Origin of the sequence: Corynebacterium sp. LK31, assembly GCF_014335015.1 — a bacterium.
Taxonomy (GTDB): Bacteria; Actinomycetota; Actinomycetes; order Mycobacteriales; family Mycobacteriaceae; genus Corynebacterium; species Corynebacterium jeikeium_D.
On sequence record NZ_PDGW01000011.1, the window covers coordinates 176,203 to 191,526 of the forward strand.

The window sequence follows — 15,324 nt, forward strand, 5'->3', positions numbered from 1 at the left end:
GGGCTAAACTTAGTCACCATGACTTCGTCGAATAGCTCGTCTGCAGATCGCATTTCCGTCGCCGTCATCTACGGCGGCGCAAGCCCTGAACACAGTGTTTCCTGTGTCTCGGCCGGCGCAATTATGGATCACCTGGATGAAGACCGCTTCCGAGTGGTTCCCATTGGTATTACCAAGGATGGTGTCTGGACCGTCGGCACGCGTGAGACGGATACGCTGCGCACGCAGGGGCGTACGATGCCTGAGGTCATCCCGGGCGAGGAGGTTGCGCTGAGCACCTCGCCGTCACGCCGCGGTGAATTCCGCTTCGTCACCGGTGATCGCGCCGGCGAGGTTTTCGACACCGTCGACGTTATCTTCCCGGTCCTCCACGGTCCGCACGGCGAGGACGGCACGATTCAGGGGCTCTTTGAGCTTTCCGGCATTGCTTATGTCGGCCCGGGCGTGCTCGCTTCCGCTGCGGGAATGGATAAGGAACGCACGAAGAATCTCTTGCAGGCAGCGGGGCTTCCTATTGGCAAGCAGGTTGTTTTGCATGTCGGCGAGTCGCTTTCCGACGAGGACAAGGAGACCCTTGGCCTGCCGGTGTTCGTTAAACCTGCCCGTGGTGGATCGTCGATTGGTATCTCCCGCGTCGATGATTGGGCGAATCTGGATGCGGCGGTAGAGCTGGCCCGAGAGCACGACTGGAAGGTCATTGTAGAGGCCGGTGTAGACGGCGCCGAAGTGGAGATTGGTGTGCTGCAGCGCGCTGACGGCAGCCTGCAGGTATCAGTTCCGTCGTTGCTGCGTGGCACGGAGGACTCTGACGAGGGCTTCTACGGTTTTGAGACCAAGTACTTGGATGATGTCGTCTCGGCGCAGATCCCGGCTGAGCTGCCGGAGGATGTTTTGAAGGCACTGGACACGGATGCTCGTCGGGCGTTCAGGGCACTGGGCTCTGATGGGCTGACTCGCGTGGACTTCTTTGTCACGGATAATGGCCCGATTATCAATGAGGTCAACACCATGCCGGGCTTTACCCCGATTTCGATGTACCCGCAGATGTTTGCGGCTTCCGGTGTTGCCTACGAGGAGCTGCTCAGCGCCCTGATTGAGCGGGCGCTGGTAGCTCGTCGATAGAAGTTGGTTCTTACTTTTCTTCGCTCGGCGAGATGTTCTCCAGGTTGTCAGCGATGACCGAGGAGAGCACCGGCATCAGTGAGCTGGCCTCCGACATCGGCATTTCAACGGCGACGAAGCGCTCCCGGCCCATGGCGTACCAGGTGGCGGAGGTACCGGAGGAGAGCGTTGGTTCGTTGAACCAGACAATGTCGCCAACCTGCGTCAGCTGCTGCGTGGTGGTGCTATAGCCAGCCGGCTCGTCGACACCACAGCGCAGCACCACTGGATCGGCTGGGGTGCCGCCCCAAATGACCATGTCCTCCGGCATGTCAGCCGGCATTTCCTCAGCGCTCAGACGGTGACGGTTGCCAAGCTCGCGGGGGAGGGCAGCCTCCAAGCCGCTGCAGCGCTTATCAGCTTCCGGAGCTGCCAATTCTGCCAGCGGGACGCCGCCGCGCTCCGGCTTGTTCTTGTACTCGGAGTCCGGGCGCAGCGCCTCGGCGAGGTCACTCAGGGCATCCTCCGCCTCTGCATTTCCTTCGGCGGTAATCGCAACAACCGGTTCGCGCCCGACGGTGAACCAAGTCGCCAAAGACTCGTCGGTACTGTCGACAACACGCAGCCACGAAATGCCCTTGACCTCTTCGGTCTTAGCCAGTTCGTTGTACTGGCTAGGTACGTTCGCGCCACAGCGCAGCGTGATGCGGTCTTGTTCCAAGTTTCGGTACACAGCGGCACCTTCTGGAGCTGGCTCTGCAATGTCGGCGCGAACCAGACCTGCGGCGCGATCTGGCAGTCGGTCGAGCAGTTCCGCACACTCGGGCGAGTCATTGGCGGGGAGCTCCGGGTTGGAAATCGCGACTGGCTTTGTCGCCTGATTATCCTGGTAAATCTTTGCGGCAAAAATGATGCCGAGGATAGAGATAATGGCGATAGCGAGTGCGATGCCCGCGCGTGTCCGGCTACCCTTGGACTGAACTGTTTCTCCCGATGGGGGTGCGTCTACCATGGGCCTGATTCTACGTTGTCCGGTACCAACTCCAATTGGTTGGGGGCAATACCGAGACGGGTTCCGCTATTAACGGTTAACCATCGACTATTAGGAATGTGACTCGACACTGTGACTGAATTGACCATTGGCGATATTGGCGAGTTTGGGGTCATTGAGGCCATCCGGGCTATCGCCCCGTCGGCACGCAATGGCGACGATGCCGCCGTCTTGACGCAGACAACCCCCAACGCCCGTTTTGTCACTTCCACTGACATGTTGGTGGAAGGGCGCCATTTCCGCCTGGACTGGTCGACACCTCAGCAAGTTGGAGCTAAGGCCGCAGTACAGAATTTCGCCGATATCGAATCGATGGGTGCGCGTCCAACGGCCATGCTTTTCGCCATCTCAGCACCGTTGCATACTCCGGTGAGTGTGGTCACCGGTATCGCCGAGGGGTTGTGGCAGGAAGGCAAGCAATGTCCGGCGGAGCTCGTCGGTGGTGACATGGTCAGCGGAGATTCTCTGGTGATTTCCATCAGTGCGATGGGCGAACTCGGTGGACTTGGGCGGCCGCTGCTGCGCTCAGCAGCACGCGCGGGGGATACGGTGATTGCGTCGGGACGCATCGGCTACTCTGCTGCGGGCCTTGCGCTGCTTCAGCACTGCGGAAGCCCGGCAAAGGTTCCAAGCGAGTTTGCGCAGCTGGTGGCAGCACACTGTACGCCCGAATTCGAATACCGCAGGGGTGCCACGGCGCGAGCTACAGGTGTGCGTTCACTGACGGACAATTCCGATGGACTGGTGGTGGATCTCCGCGCTATTGCGCAGGCCTCCAGGGTTACTTTGGAAGTTGACAGCAGTGCCATTGCGCCCGATGAGTTGCAGATTGCCGCTGGTGAATACCTGGGCATCGACCCGTGGGAGTGGGTGCTCACCGGCGGGGAGGACCACACACTGATCGGTTCGACGCCGGGGGAGCCTCCGACGGGGTTCCGCGCTATCGGCACGGTGTCGAAGGAAAAGTTCGATTCGGTGCTTATCGACGGCAAACCTCCTGCCCGCGATGCCGGTTGGGTTTCCTTTTAAGAGTTCGAAGAGGTTTTGAGAAGAAAGGCTGCATGACATGGATCCGTTGCCGGTCGAAGAAGGGTGGCAGAAGGCGCTGGAGCCAGTGGCCGATGACATCCACCGGATGGGGCAGTTCCTGCGCGAGGAGAACGCGGCCGGCTACGGTTACCTGCCCGCGGGCACCGATGTGCTGCGCGCCTTTACTTATCCATTCGATGAGGTCAAGGTGCTCATTATCGGTCAGGACCCGTACCCGACCCCGGGGCATGCGATGGGGCTTAGCTTCTCGGTCCAGCCGGATGTGAAGCCGGTACCGCGGTCGTTGGCGAATATTTTTAAGGAGTATTCCTCCGACCTGGGGCTCCCGACTCCCTCCAACGGTGACCTCACTCCGTGGAGTAGGCAGGGCGTAGCTCTGTTCAACCGTGTGTTGACCGTACGTCCGGGTGCTGCTGCCTCGCACCGCGGTAAGGGCTGGGAGGCAATCACGGAGCATGCCATCAAAGCATTGGTCGCCCGTGATCAGCCTCTCGTGGCCATTCTGTGGGGACGCGACGCGCAGAGTTTGCAGCGTTGGCTCCCGGGCGTGGACTGCATCTGTTCGCCGCACCCGTCACCGCTGTCGGCATCCCGTGGGTTCTTCGGGTCGCGTCCGTTCAGCCGGGCCAATGAGTCGCTGATTCGTCAGGGAGCTACCCCTATCGACTGGACGCTAGAATAGGAATTCATGTCTTTGCAGATTGGTTCTGCCGCCATCGTCGGCTGGGTTGCCCGGGGGATTGACGCGCTTCAATCCCGCCGCGATGAGATCAACAGTCTCAATGTCTTCCCAGTACCGGATTCCGATACCGGGTCGAATATGCTCGCGACGTTGAGTTCGGCCTATGAGGAAGCGCAAAAGGCTGACGCTTCCGATGTTCGCGCAGTCACCGCGGCCCTAGCTGCCGGTGCAGTGCGCGGTGCCCGCGGTAATTCGGGCACTGTGCTCTCGCAGGTTTTTCGCGCGGTGGCTGAGGCTGCCTCCGGTAGTGGCATTGGCGTTGAGTCGGTACAACACTCGCTAAAGCTAGCTGTGCAACATGTTTCCCAGGCGATTGCCAATCCAGTGGAGGGCACGATTCTGACAGTCCTGCGGCACGCCGCGATTGCCGCGGAGGAATTTGAGGGCGACTCGATTGAGGAGCTCGCCGACACGATCGCGGATGCCGCTCGCGATGCGCTGGCGAAAACCCCTAGCCAGCTCCCGGCACTGCAGCAGGCGGGCGTGGTCGACGCCGGCGGCGCGGGGTTGGTCATTCTGCTCGACGCGCTTGCCGACGAAGTCAGCGGCCGCGCAGCCGCACCGGTCGATTTGCATGTCGACGCGCCACACGTAGCCACCGTTGAGATGGAGGTCATGTACCTGATTTCCTTGGCGGATACCCAGGCGGTGGAAGCGCTGCGAGAGCGGTTGAACTCGCTGGGCAATTCGCTCATCATCGCAGGTGATGCTGGTAATGCGGAGACTGCGCAGTACATGGTGCATATCCACACAGTGGAGCCGGGCGCAGTTATTGAGGCGGCACTCGACTTCGGTCGTCCGGAACGCATCCGTATCGAGGTGCTCGATGAGCCGGAGACAACACCTGAGTCCACTCGCATCCTCATTGCGGTAGTGCCGGACGGTCCGCTGAATGATCTCATCACCTCCTCTGGGGCGATTGCTATCAGCCCGACCCCCGCTCCGACTCCCACATCCATTCCCACAGATCGAGCAGCTATCGCCGACCAGGAGTTCGCTGACAATGTGGTCACCAAGGCGCTGACTGCCATGCGGGGTGCGGATGAGGTAATCCTGCTGCCAAATGGGCTGGTTAGCGACCAGGAATTGGCGGATATCGAATTCGCTGCTGCCGCGGCTAATCCGACGCTCGCGGTAGTGTCCACAGACTCCATTCCGGCTGGCCTTGCTGCCTTGGCCGTGCATTCGGCTGAGCTGCCGCTGGCGGTTGCTGCGTATGCGATGGGAGAGGCTGCCAATGGCACGCGAACGGCTGTAGTCGCTGCGGACGTCGATAAGCCCCTGACTGACGCGCTCACAGAGACCATCTCAGACCTGTTGGCTGGCGGCGGGGAACTAGTGACTCTGCTGCTCGGGCGCGGAGCTGAGGGCGTGGACATAGCGCAAGTGCGGGCGCGGCTGGACAAGCCTGTGGAGGTCGTAGCCTACGATGCAACCGGCATCGATGAGCTGGTGCAGGTAGGAATCGAGTAGCACGATGCTCGGATGGCTCGGCTCGGAATATGCGCGCACGCCCCTGAATATCGTGGTGGGGCCAAAGATTGCAAAGAAGCTGCATACGGCTTTTGGTATGGAGACCGTCTCGGATGCACTGACGAATTTCCCGAAGCGCTACGTGGCGCAGGGTAAGAGCTTAGATGTGTCATTTTCCGACATTGGCGACACCATCACCACAGTCGTGGAGGTGCACAGCATTTCGCCAGCGCCCGCCTTCGCCGACCGACGCAAGCCACTGAAAATCTATGTCAGCGACGGCGTGCGCATTCTTCCGGCCGCGATTTTCGGTGCCGAATGGCTGCGCAATATGCTGCACCCCGGTGTGCGTCTGCTCATTGTTGGCACGCTCAGCGAGTTCCGCAATGAGCTACAGCTGAAAAATGTTGATTGCATGGTGCTTAAAGCCGATGGTTCGGTAGGCGCAGCCACTGGCAAGCTGGCCACACTGACGAAGACAGCCAAGGGGATTGCGGAGATGCAGCGGCTGCTCACGCGCCCCTATCTGCCCATTTACCGTGGCCGTAAAGGAGTAGCGGGTATTCACCTGGCTCTGTACATGCAGCGCATCCTCGAATGGTTACCGCTCCAGCCAGACCCATTGCCCGCCACGCCGGAGGGACTTACCGATTTCGACTCCGCACTGCGTGGCGCACACTTTCCCTCCATCGCGGGCCCCGATATTGCGCTTGCCCGACTGAAGTACGACGAAGCGCTTGAGCTCCAGCTCGCGGTTGGTGCACGCAAACGTACTCAAGCGAGCCTCACCGCTCCGGCCTGCATGGAAGTCGCCGGGGGACTTCGCGACGAGCTACGCCGAGGGTTGCCGTTTTCGCTTACCGACGGTCAGGTCGCGGTCGCAGCCGATATTGCGCACGATATGGCGAGGCCTAACCCAATGAACCGCCTGCTAGCAGGTGAAGTCGGCTCGGGTAAGACCGTGGTGGCCCTACTGGGAATGCTGCAAGCAGTCGATTCCAGCAGGCAGTGCGCGATGCTGGCGCCGACGGAAGTCCTGGCCCAACAGCACTACCGATCGCTGACAGCGATGCTGGAGCAAGCCGGAGTAGCAGTGACTGTACGACTGTTGACGGGATCGATGTCGACGAAGGAGCGCCGGGCAACCCTGTTGGAGGCAGTCAACGGGGAGGCTGACATTGTTGTCGGCACGCATGCCCTGCTCAGTGAGGGCGTGGAGTTCTTCGATCTCGGGCTGGTGGTCGTCGATGAGCAGCACCGCTTTGGTGTGCGCCAGCGCGATCAGCTGCGAAGCAGGGGACGGGGTGGAATGACACCGCATCTGTTGGTGATGTCGGCAACCCCGATTCCGCGCACGGTAGCGATGACCATTTTTGGCGACCTCGCAGTTTCGCAGTTGACGGAATTGCCACGGGGACGTCAGGAAATCCAATCCTTTGTCGTACCGACGCTGGAGAAACCCCGCTGGGAGGCACGAACCTGGGAGCGCATTGGGGAAGAAGTGGCCAAGGGCAACCGCGCCTTCATTGTCTGTCCCCGCATTACCCGCGATGAGGAACAGTTCCTCGACGAGTCCGTGGAGGCGGTGTTCGACCGAGCGAGGAAAAAACTGCCCGGTGTACGTATCAGTCAGTTGCACGGCAATATGGCACCGGAGGACAAAGACCGCGTGATGCAGGCCTTTGCCACAGGACAGCTGGATGTGCTGGTGTCCACCACAGTTATCGAAGTCGGCGTGGATGTACCAGAGGCCACGATCATGATGATTCGCCGCGCCGAGAGCTACGGTATCTCGCAGATTCACCAGCTGCGCGGTCGTGTCGGCCGTGGTGACCGTGGTGGCCTGTGCTTCCTATGTACACACACGCATTCGCAGACACCGGAGCGCACCCGGCTGGACCGCATTGCCGCCACCACCGACGGCATTCAACTGGCGGAGCTGGACCTGGCCACGCGTAGTTTCGGCGATCTGCTCGGCGATGACCAATCGGGACTGGCAACCGGCCTCGGCCTGGTGGACCTCACCACCGACGGCGAAATCATCGAGCGCACCCGACATGATGCCATGGCTCTTCTCGATGTTGATGAGAGGCTTGTGGGAGAGCTTATCTCCGATATCGATGAAGAGCAGTCGAACTACTTGGACCGCTCCTAGTAAGACCAAAGTAGACTGTTGGGCATGGTAGATGTCTGTGCACCTTTTGCAGGAGTAGTCCGCTGGGAGGTCGCCGAGAAAGACTCGGTGACGACCGGTCAGGTTATTGCGGTCGTGGAGGCCGTCAAGCTAGAAGCGCCGGTTTTAGCGCCCTGCCCGGGCACGGTCGCGGAGGTGGCGGCAGATCAATTTGTGGATGTCGAAGGCGGTCAGCTGCTGGCAAGAATCACGCTAGCAACTCACAGCGCCACGGCACAGCACAACGGCAACGAGAACACATCGCACGAAGGGAAGTAGATGACCCGCATTATTGCAGGTGAGGCACGCGGTCGTAGGCTAGTCGCGCCTAAGGGAGAGACCACTCGGCCAACTAGTGACCGCGCGAAGGAAGCCATCTTTTCCTCCTGGTCCACACGCTTTGGGCTAGAGGGAACTCGCGTTCTCGACCTGTTTGCTGGCTCGGGTGCGCTCGGTTTGGAAGCGGCTTCTCGCGGCGCGCGTTCCGTCGTGTTGGTGGAAAACGATCCGAACGCCATTGCCGCTATTGAAAAGAACATTCGCACCGTGGGGCATCCCGATGTGGCCCTGTCTCCGATGAAAGTGTCGTCGTACCTTGCGGGCGCGCCGGGCGAGCCTTTTGACCGCGTCATCGCGGATCCGCCCTATGAGTTGGTGGGGGAGGCCGTTACAGAGATGCTCGAGGCGCTGCGTAGCTTCCTCGCGCCGGGCGCGGTCGTGACTGTGGAGCGTCACCGCGATGACGAGGAGACGCAGTGGCCCGAGGGCTACGAACAGCTCCAGCAGAAGCTGAAGCGTCGCATTCACGGTTTGGCGCGCTTCGACACCGCTATCTACAACGCTTAACGTTCTTCTTTACGCTTTACGACGGCCAAAGGTGGTTTGACCTCTATGACTCACGCATGCTGCCCCGGTTCCTACGATCCCATGACCTCTGGTCACCTCGATGTGATTGAGCGTGCCGCGCGCCAATTCGATCAGGTGACCGTGCTGGTTACCCACAACCCGAATAAGCAGGGCATGTTCAATGTCGAAGAGCGCATGGACCTCATTCGGCAGTGCACGCAGCACTTGGACAATGTGCAGGTGGACTCCTGGTCGAAGCTGTTGGTTGACTACACCTCCGCGCAGGGCATCTCCTGCCTGGTCAAGGGGCTGCGCTCGGCGGCGGACTACGAGTACGAGGCTCCCATGGCGCAGATGAATCGGCGCATGACGGGCATTGAGACTCTCTTTGTGGAAGCTGATCCGAAGTACGGTCATGTGTCGTCGACACTGATGAAGGAAGTTGTTCGCTACGGCGGTTCGGTGGAAGGGCTAGTTCCTGAGCCTGTCTTGCACGCCCTGCAGCGCCGACTGAAGTAGCATGTAAGTCATGTTTCGCGTCTTCGAATCTCTTGATGAACTGGTCCAGATCCTAGAAGAGGCACACGGCGTGCCACTGTCGGCCAATTGTATGGTTCCGCGTCAGCGTGTTCTCGAGTTGCTCGATGAGCTGAGGGATGCTTTCCCGGCTGAGCTCGATGACGCGCAGGATGTCTTGGACCAGCGGGATGAGATTATCAACGATGCTGAAGCCCGGGCGAACAACACCATTTCGACTGCGGATGAAGAAGCCCATCGCATTGTCGACGAGGCCGAGGCCCGCGCTAACCACACCGTCGAGGATGCCAATGCCCACGCAGCTGGCACCGTCGCGGCCGCTGAGGACGACGCCCGTCGCCTCCGCGAGGATGCTCAGCACGAGTACGACAGCATTGTGGATCGTGCTTCTGCCGAGTCCGATCGCCTGATTCACGCTGGTAACGAATCCTACGAGCGTTCCGTTGCGGAAGGCCGCGAGGAGCAGGCTCGCCTGGTCGCTGAGTCAACGGTCGTCCGCGAAGCCAACGACGAGGCGAATCGTCTGCTTTCCGACGCACACGCGGATTCCTCTCGCCTCCGTGAAGAGTGTGACCGCTACGTTGATTCCAAGCTCGCCGAGTTTGAACAGACTCTCCAGGAGACCCTGCGTAATGTCGGTCGCAATCGCTCGGTACTGCGTTCGGGGGCCGGTGCCGTCGGCGGTGGTGCAGGGGCACAGAGCGCGCCGTCTTCCTTCTCCGAGGGGCAGGAACGCCGCCGGTACGAGCGTTAGCGCATCTTCGGGGTAGACTGAGGTCTATCATGACTGACTCATCCCCATTTGTTCTGGACGTTTCGACATGTCTGCAGGGCGGCATGCCCGAGCAGTTCCGCAAGGTAGGCGATAGCCCCGTCCGCGTTGGTGTCGAGATGATTGGCATCGCCGCTGGCGAGGAGGTTGTCGTTGACGGCATTGTCACGAACCTCGGCAGTGGTGTCATGGTTGACGCGACTGTGACTGCCAAGGCCACCGGCGAGTGTGTCCGCTGCCTAGCCCCGCTGAATCCGGAGCTCAGCTTCCACATTTCGGCTGTCTTTTCCAACAACGAGGACTTCATCACAGGCGACGATGCCGAGGAAGAAGACCTTGAGGACGAAGTTGGCCAGATCGTCGACAATACGGTGGATATCACTCAAGCCGTCATCGATGAGGCGGGCTTGAATCTGCCCTTCAATCCGACCTGTCTGGATTTCGATTCCAGCTGTGCTGAGTCGGACTCAGAAGTGCCGGAGCCAGACGGCATCTCGGGTGAAGAGGAGCGCATTGATCCGCGTTGGGCTGGCCTGGCGGAAAAGTTTGGCTCGCTCGGCGACGAGAAGTAATCGACGACGACTTAGACGAAGACTTTAAAGGAGATATAACGGATGAGCCGCAAGCGTCGGCTAACCGGTGAGGCGGCTAGAAAGGCGGCTTTCGAGGCCGTCGATCACGCCCCGCTGCTGGAAAAACTCGGTGTTGAGCTATCAGAGGAGTCCCTGAAGCTCGCTTTGACCCACCGCAGTTTCGCGAATGAAAATGGCATGCTGACCAATAACGAGCGGCTAGAGTTCCTGGGCGACGCCGTGCTGGGCATGTGCGTTGCTGAAGAACTCTACCGTCGCTTCCCGGACCGCGCTGAGCAGGATATTTCCAAGATGCGCGCAGGTGTCGTGAACATGTACGCGCTGGCTGACCTGGCCCGCAGTATCGGATTGGGGGAGCACATTCTCCTCGGTCGCGGTGAGAAGGCCACCGGTGGTGCGGATAAGCACTCAATTCTCGCTGACACCACCGAGGCGCTGCTGGGTGCCATTTACCTGCAGCATGGCTTTGAGGTTGCCCGCGAGACCGTTCTTCGCCTGTTTAACCAGATGATTGACGATGCCCCGACGGAGTCTCGCGGTCGTGACTGGAAGACGCTGTTGCAGGAGCGCCTGGCAGCCAAGCAACTACCGGCTGCTGAGTACACCGTGCGCACCACCGGCCCCGACCATGACCTAACTTTCTACGTTGACGTGCTGGTTGACGGCGTGGTTAAGGGCAGCGGTACCGGCGCCACGAAGAAGGAAGCCGAGATGCACGCCGCGCATCAGGCGCATACTGCACTGGCATAATGCCCGAGCTTCCTGAAGTCGAGTCCGTACGCCGCGGTCTCGACGCTTACGTCGTCGGTGGCCGCATCGAGGACACTTTCGTCTACAACGCTCGTGCCGTGCGGCGCCAACCCGGTGGTGCCGCAGAGTTTATCGGTCGCACGCGCGGGCGCACGGTTATCGCTACGGATCGCCGCGGCAAGTTCATGTGGCTCACGCTTGACGACGACTCCGCAATTGCCATCCACCTGGGTATGAGCGGCCAATTGCGTGTGGAAGCTCCGTACACGCCCGATACGCTGCCCGGACGCCACACCAGGGCCGCATTTGACATAGCCCTGCCGGACGGCGCTCGGCACCTTATCAACTTCAACGATCAGCGCACCTTTGGTTGGGTCTGGGCCTGTGAAATGGTCGAATCCCACGGTCGCTTTGTTCCGGAACCCGCAGCCAAGATCGCGCCCGATCTATTGGAGCCAACTGTCGATGTGGTTGCACTTGCACACCGCATGATGAAGTCGCGTTCGCCGATTAAGGCCGTATTGCTCAACCAGAACATTGTGTCGGGTATCGGTAACATCTATGCCGACGAAATGCTTTGGGCAGCGAAGGTCGATGGGCGCGTGCCGGCGTGTGACCTTTCGGTCCGTCGTTTAGCGAAACTTTTGCGCGAGGGGCAAGCGGTACTTCAGCGGGCGCTAGCGGCGGGTGGCACGAGCTTCGATGCGTTATATGTGCATGTCAACGGCGAAAGTGGCTATTTCGAGCGGAGCTTGAACGCCTATGGCCAAGCGGGGGAGCCGTGCTCGAGGTGTGGGCGCGCAATTGTCCGTCTGCCATTTGGGAATAGATCGAGTTATCTGTGTCCCACCTGTCAGCGCTAGAATTTCCTTATGAGTTTCATGGAGCAAGCAACCGACTGGGTAAATGCTTGGAATGACAAGTACTGGCTGCTCATGATTGTTCTGCTGATTGGTACAGGTTTGTACTTCTGTTGGCGGACCATCATGGTGCAGATCCGGTACATCCCGGAGATGTTCAGGGCCATCACTGAAAAGCCCTCTGATATTTCTGAGGGCGTCAAGGGCATCTCGGCCTTTAAGGCCTTTACAATTTCGGCAGCCTCACGCGTGGGTACCGGAAACGTCGCAGGTGTGGCGGTGGCGATCACCACCGGTGGCCCTGGCGCGGTGTTTTGGATGTGGCTGCTCGCCGCGATTGGTGGCGCAACCAGCTTCGTGGAGTCTACGCTGGCACAGCTGTACAAGGTGCGGGATAAGGACTCTTACCGAGGCGGCCCGGCCTACTACATCACCAAGGGGCTAGGGGAGAACTGGCGCTGGATGGCCTCGCTGTTCGTCATCGCTATCACGGTGACCTACGGTTTCGTGTTCAACGCGGTGCAGTCCAACTCGATTACGGCGGCTGTGGCTCAGTCGACCGGGCAGGAGACACCGATCTTTAAGTTCTGTGTCGGTATCGTGCTGGCAATCTTGGCTGGTGTCATCATCTTCGGTGGTGTGCAGCGTATTTCGGCGGTGACGCAGATTGTCGTGCCGATTATGGCCGTGGCCTACATTATCCTCGGCCTGATTGTCTTGGCTCTCAACATCACCGAGGTGCCGGGCATGATCAAGCTGATTTTTGAGCACGCCTTCGGTATCCGTGAGATTGCTGGTGCTGCCGTCGGTACCGCCATGATGCAGGGTATTCGCCGCGGTCTGTTCTCCAATGAAGCCGGTATGGGTTCCACTCCGAATGCGGCGGCGACGGCATCGGTGTCGCACCCGGTCAAGCAGGGCCTCATTCAGACCATGGGCGTCTACTTCGATACCTGGGTCGTCTGTACCATCACCGCGGTTATCATCCTGCTGTCCGACCCGACTTTCGGCGGCGATGTAGAGGGCACCGCGCTGACTCAGACCGCGCTGTCAGCGCAGGTGGGTACGTGGGCTATCCACGCGGTTACGGTTATCATTTTCTTCCTTGCGTTCTCCTCGCTGGTGGGCAACTACTACTACGCCGAAGCAAATATCCCGTTCCTGTCTAAGAGCAAGGCTGTCCTGAATACCGTGCGCGTCCTGGTCATCCTGTGCGTTATTGGCGGAGCTGTCGGTTCCGTGCCGCTCGTCTGGTCGCTTGCAGATACTTTCTCCGCCCTCATGGCCACCATAAACATCATTGCCATTCTCCCGCTGGGTGGCGTCGCTGTCGCCCTGCTGAAGAACTACTCCGAGCAGAAGTCCAAGGGGCTCAATCCGGTATTCCACCGCGATGATCTGCCAAACCTCCGCGGCCACGACAAGATCGAGTGCTGGGACGGTTCCGACCCGATGACAGTGCGTGAGTCCGATGTCGCTTAACGACGTCCGCCTCACCGCGTGGGTACACGGTCGTGTTCAAGGTGTCGGTTTTCGCTGGTACACCCGCGCGACGGCTCTGGAGTTGGGGTTGGTTGGTTATGCCCAGAACTACCCGGATGGTCGGGTGTTAGTTGTTGCTGAAGGGCCACGGGCAGACTGTGAGAGTTTGCTCGCTTGGCTTGAGGGGCCGAATACTCCGGGCGATGTGACGGCAGTGGTGCCGTTATGGCAGGAACCGAAGGGTGCATTGAGCACGTTTGACCGTCGTTAAGGGGTGCCAACTGCCTTCCTCCCCCCCATGTCGGTGTAGGAATCCGAAAAATTCGAAAACGTTCTATCCCTCGCTCTGCGCCATTGTTTTTACGCAGTTAGCGGGGGATTTTTCGTGTCTTGAGGTAGTCGATTGGTGCGTTGTAGAGGTCTCAGAGCGCTAAAAACCTACGCAACCGGGAAAAAGAATACGTAAATACGGAAGTCGGGTGGTTTAAGTTAATAACTACCTACTGACAGACAGGGGAGGCACATATGACGCCTGAAGAAGTAATTGCACAGTCGGGAAACTCAGCGTGGATGCTGATTTCGGCTTCGTTGGTTTTGCTGATGACACCGGCGCTCGCGCTGTTCTATGGCGGCATGTCGCGACAGAAGTCGGTGCTCAACATGATGATGATGAGTTTTGGTGCGGTCGGCGTTGTCGGTGCCATTTACGTGCTGTGGGGCTGGTCGATGTCCTACGGATCGCAGTCGATCGGTGGTGTTTTTGCCAACCCATTCGAGTTCTTCGGTCTGCGTAACTCGATTACGGATGGTGACGGCAACTACATCGCAGGTGCGAACGGGTACCCGAACATCATCGACATCGGGTTCCAGCTCACGTTCTGCTCTATCTCGGTGGCGCTGATTTCCGGTGCGCTGGCTGAACGTGTGAAGTTCTCCACCTGGTTGATCTTCGTCGGCTTCTGGACGACGCTGGTGTACTTCCCAATGGCCTTCATGGTCTGGGGCGGTGGCCTGCTGAGCCACTCGGCAGAGGGGCTGTCGGCAAAGCTGTTCGGTACCGCTGACGGTGAAGCATTGATCGCTCCAATTGACTTCGCTGGCGGTACGGTTGTGCACATTGCTGCTGGTACTGCCGCTTTGGTGCTGGCGATTATCGTCGGTAAGCGCAAGTCCATCGATGGCAGCCAGCATCGCCCGCACAATCTGCCACTCGTCATGCTGGGTGCTGCACTGCTGTGGTTCGGCTGGTTCGGCTTCAACGGCGGTTCGGCATTTGCGGCCGACGGTGTCGCTGGTCTGGCATGGCTGAATACGACGGTGGCAGCGTGCGTGGGTATGCTCGGCTGGATTTCACTCGAGCGTATTCGTGATGGACATCCCACCTCGCTGGGCGCCGCTTCGGGTGTCATCGCAGGGCTTGTGACTATTACTCCGGCCGCAGGAGATATGAACCCAGTGACCTCGATCATTCTGGGCTATATCGGCGGTGCGCTGGGTTGCTGGGGAGTGGGCTTAAAGTACAAATTCAACTTCGATGACACCCTGGATGTGGTTGGTCTGCATTTGGTCGCAGCTATGTGGGGAACGATTGGTGTCGGTCTGCTGGCCAACGACCGAGGGCTGCTTACCGGCGGTGGCATCGACGGCCTGAAGTTGTTTGCCATCCAGGTCATTATTGCTGTCATCGCAGCTGTGTTCTCGGGCGTGCTGACGTACATCATTGCCCGAGTCCTGAAGGTAACCGTCGGTTGGCGTATTCACGGCGAGCAGGAACATTCTGGTATCGACGTCGCTCAGCATGGTGAGTCGGCCTACACGTCAGCCAAGCAGGCGGCTGTGTAAACAACGCCGTGTAAACAATTTTGTGTAACAGGGGGCGTGCTTGGGGTAATTC

At 59.6% G+C, this 15,324-nt stretch carries 16 protein-coding genes; 15 read left to right on the forward strand and 1 reads right to left on the reverse strand.

Going from position 1 to position 15,324, the window contains the following annotated elements; genetic code table 11:
* Positions 1-18: 18 nt before the first annotated feature.
* The gene (locus CRD18_RS03050) at positions 19-1,122 is read left to right on the forward strand and encodes a D-alanine--D-alanine ligase family protein (protein ID WP_049171570.1); all 1,104 of its coding nucleotides are present in this window, start codon (positions 19-21) and stop codon (positions 1,120-1,122) included.
* A gap of 10 nt (positions 1,123-1,132) precedes the next feature.
* On the opposite strand, the gene CRD18_RS03055 is transcribed toward CRD18_RS03050, so the two are convergent.
* Positions 1,133-2,113 (reverse strand): DUF3515 domain-containing protein, encoded by a 981-nt coding sequence (locus CRD18_RS03055; protein ID WP_070566942.1) that lies wholly within the window; start codon positions 2,111-2,113, stop codon positions 1,133-1,135.
* Between the two features lie 111 nt (positions 2,114-2,224).
* On the opposite strand from CRD18_RS03055, the gene CRD18_RS03060 reads away from it, so the two are divergent.
* From CRD18_RS03060 to CRD18_RS03125, 14 genes are all read left to right on the forward strand, one after another.
* Positions 2,225-3,181, forward strand: coding sequence for a thiamine-phosphate kinase (locus CRD18_RS03060; RefSeq protein WP_049171566.1), 957 nt, complete (start codon positions 2,225-2,227; stop codon positions 3,179-3,181).
* Positions 3,182-3,218: 37 nt separating this feature from the next.
* Positions 3,219-3,884, forward strand: coding sequence for a uracil-DNA glycosylase (locus CRD18_RS03065; protein WP_048735462.1), 666 nt, complete (start codon positions 3,219-3,221; stop codon positions 3,882-3,884).
* A gap of 6 nt (positions 3,885-3,890) precedes the next feature.
* The gene (locus tag CRD18_RS03070) at positions 3,891-5,417 is read left to right on the forward strand and encodes a DAK2 domain-containing protein (RefSeq protein WP_070566944.1); all 1,527 of its coding nucleotides are present in this window, start codon (positions 3,891-3,893) and stop codon (positions 5,415-5,417) included.
* Positions 5,418-5,421: 4 nt separating this feature from the next.
* Positions 5,422-7,572: an ATP-dependent DNA helicase RecG gene (locus CRD18_RS03075; protein ID WP_187405516.1), complete on the forward strand. Its 2,151-nt coding sequence runs from the start codon at positions 5,422-5,424 to the stop codon at positions 7,570-7,572.
* A 24-nt stretch (positions 7,573-7,596) separates the two neighbouring features.
* A complete protein-coding gene (locus tag CRD18_RS03080; RefSeq protein WP_147765714.1) occupies positions 7,597-7,869 on the forward strand; it encodes an acetyl-CoA carboxylase biotin carboxyl carrier protein subunit in 273 nt (90 codons plus the stop codon).
* The gene (gene rsmD, locus CRD18_RS03085) at positions 7,870-8,436 is read left to right on the forward strand and encodes a 16S rRNA (guanine(966)-N(2))-methyltransferase RsmD (protein ID WP_049189536.1); all 567 of its coding nucleotides are present in this window, start codon (positions 7,870-7,872) and stop codon (positions 8,434-8,436) included.
* Between the two features lie 45 nt (positions 8,437-8,481).
* A complete protein-coding gene (gene coaD / locus CRD18_RS03090) occupies positions 8,482-8,955 on the forward strand; it encodes a pantetheine-phosphate adenylyltransferase (RefSeq protein WP_049189535.1) in 474 nt (157 codons plus the stop codon).
* A 10-nt stretch (positions 8,956-8,965) separates the two neighbouring features.
* Positions 8,966-9,727, forward strand: coding sequence for a DivIVA domain-containing protein (locus CRD18_RS03095; protein ID WP_049171555.1), 762 nt, complete (start codon positions 8,966-8,968; stop codon positions 9,725-9,727).
* Between the two features lie 29 nt (positions 9,728-9,756).
* The gene (locus CRD18_RS03100; protein ID WP_048735478.1) at positions 9,757-10,317 is read left to right on the forward strand and encodes a DUF177 domain-containing protein; all 561 of its coding nucleotides are present in this window, start codon (positions 9,757-9,759) and stop codon (positions 10,315-10,317) included.
* A gap of 42 nt (positions 10,318-10,359) precedes the next feature.
* Positions 10,360-11,088, forward strand: coding sequence for a ribonuclease III (gene rnc, locus CRD18_RS03105; RefSeq protein WP_049189534.1), 729 nt, complete (start codon positions 10,360-10,362; stop codon positions 11,086-11,088).
* Positions 11,088-11,951 carry a bifunctional DNA-formamidopyrimidine glycosylase/DNA-(apurinic or apyrimidinic site) lyase gene (gene mutM / locus CRD18_RS03110; protein ID WP_049189533.1) on the forward strand — a complete coding sequence of 288 codons (864 nt, stop codon included), beginning with the start codon at positions 11,088-11,090 and terminating at the stop codon, positions 11,949-11,951. The genes rnc and mutM overlap by 1 nt, the downstream gene beginning before the upstream one ends.
* Before the next feature lie 18 nt (positions 11,952-11,969).
* The gene (locus CRD18_RS03115; protein ID WP_070827420.1) at positions 11,970-13,430 is read left to right on the forward strand and encodes a sodium:alanine symporter family protein; all 1,461 of its coding nucleotides are present in this window, start codon (positions 11,970-11,972) and stop codon (positions 13,428-13,430) included.
* Positions 13,420-13,701 carry an acylphosphatase gene (locus tag CRD18_RS03120; RefSeq protein WP_069358780.1) on the forward strand — a complete coding sequence of 94 codons (282 nt, stop codon included), beginning with the start codon at positions 13,420-13,422 and terminating at the stop codon, positions 13,699-13,701. Before CRD18_RS03115 ends, CRD18_RS03120 begins: the two co-directional genes overlap by 11 nt.
* Before the next feature lie 254 nt (positions 13,702-13,955).
* The gene (locus tag CRD18_RS03125; protein ID WP_070652929.1) at positions 13,956-15,272 is read left to right on the forward strand and encodes an ammonium transporter; all 1,317 of its coding nucleotides are present in this window, start codon (positions 13,956-13,958) and stop codon (positions 15,270-15,272) included.
* Positions 15,273-15,324 lie beyond the last annotated feature (52 nt).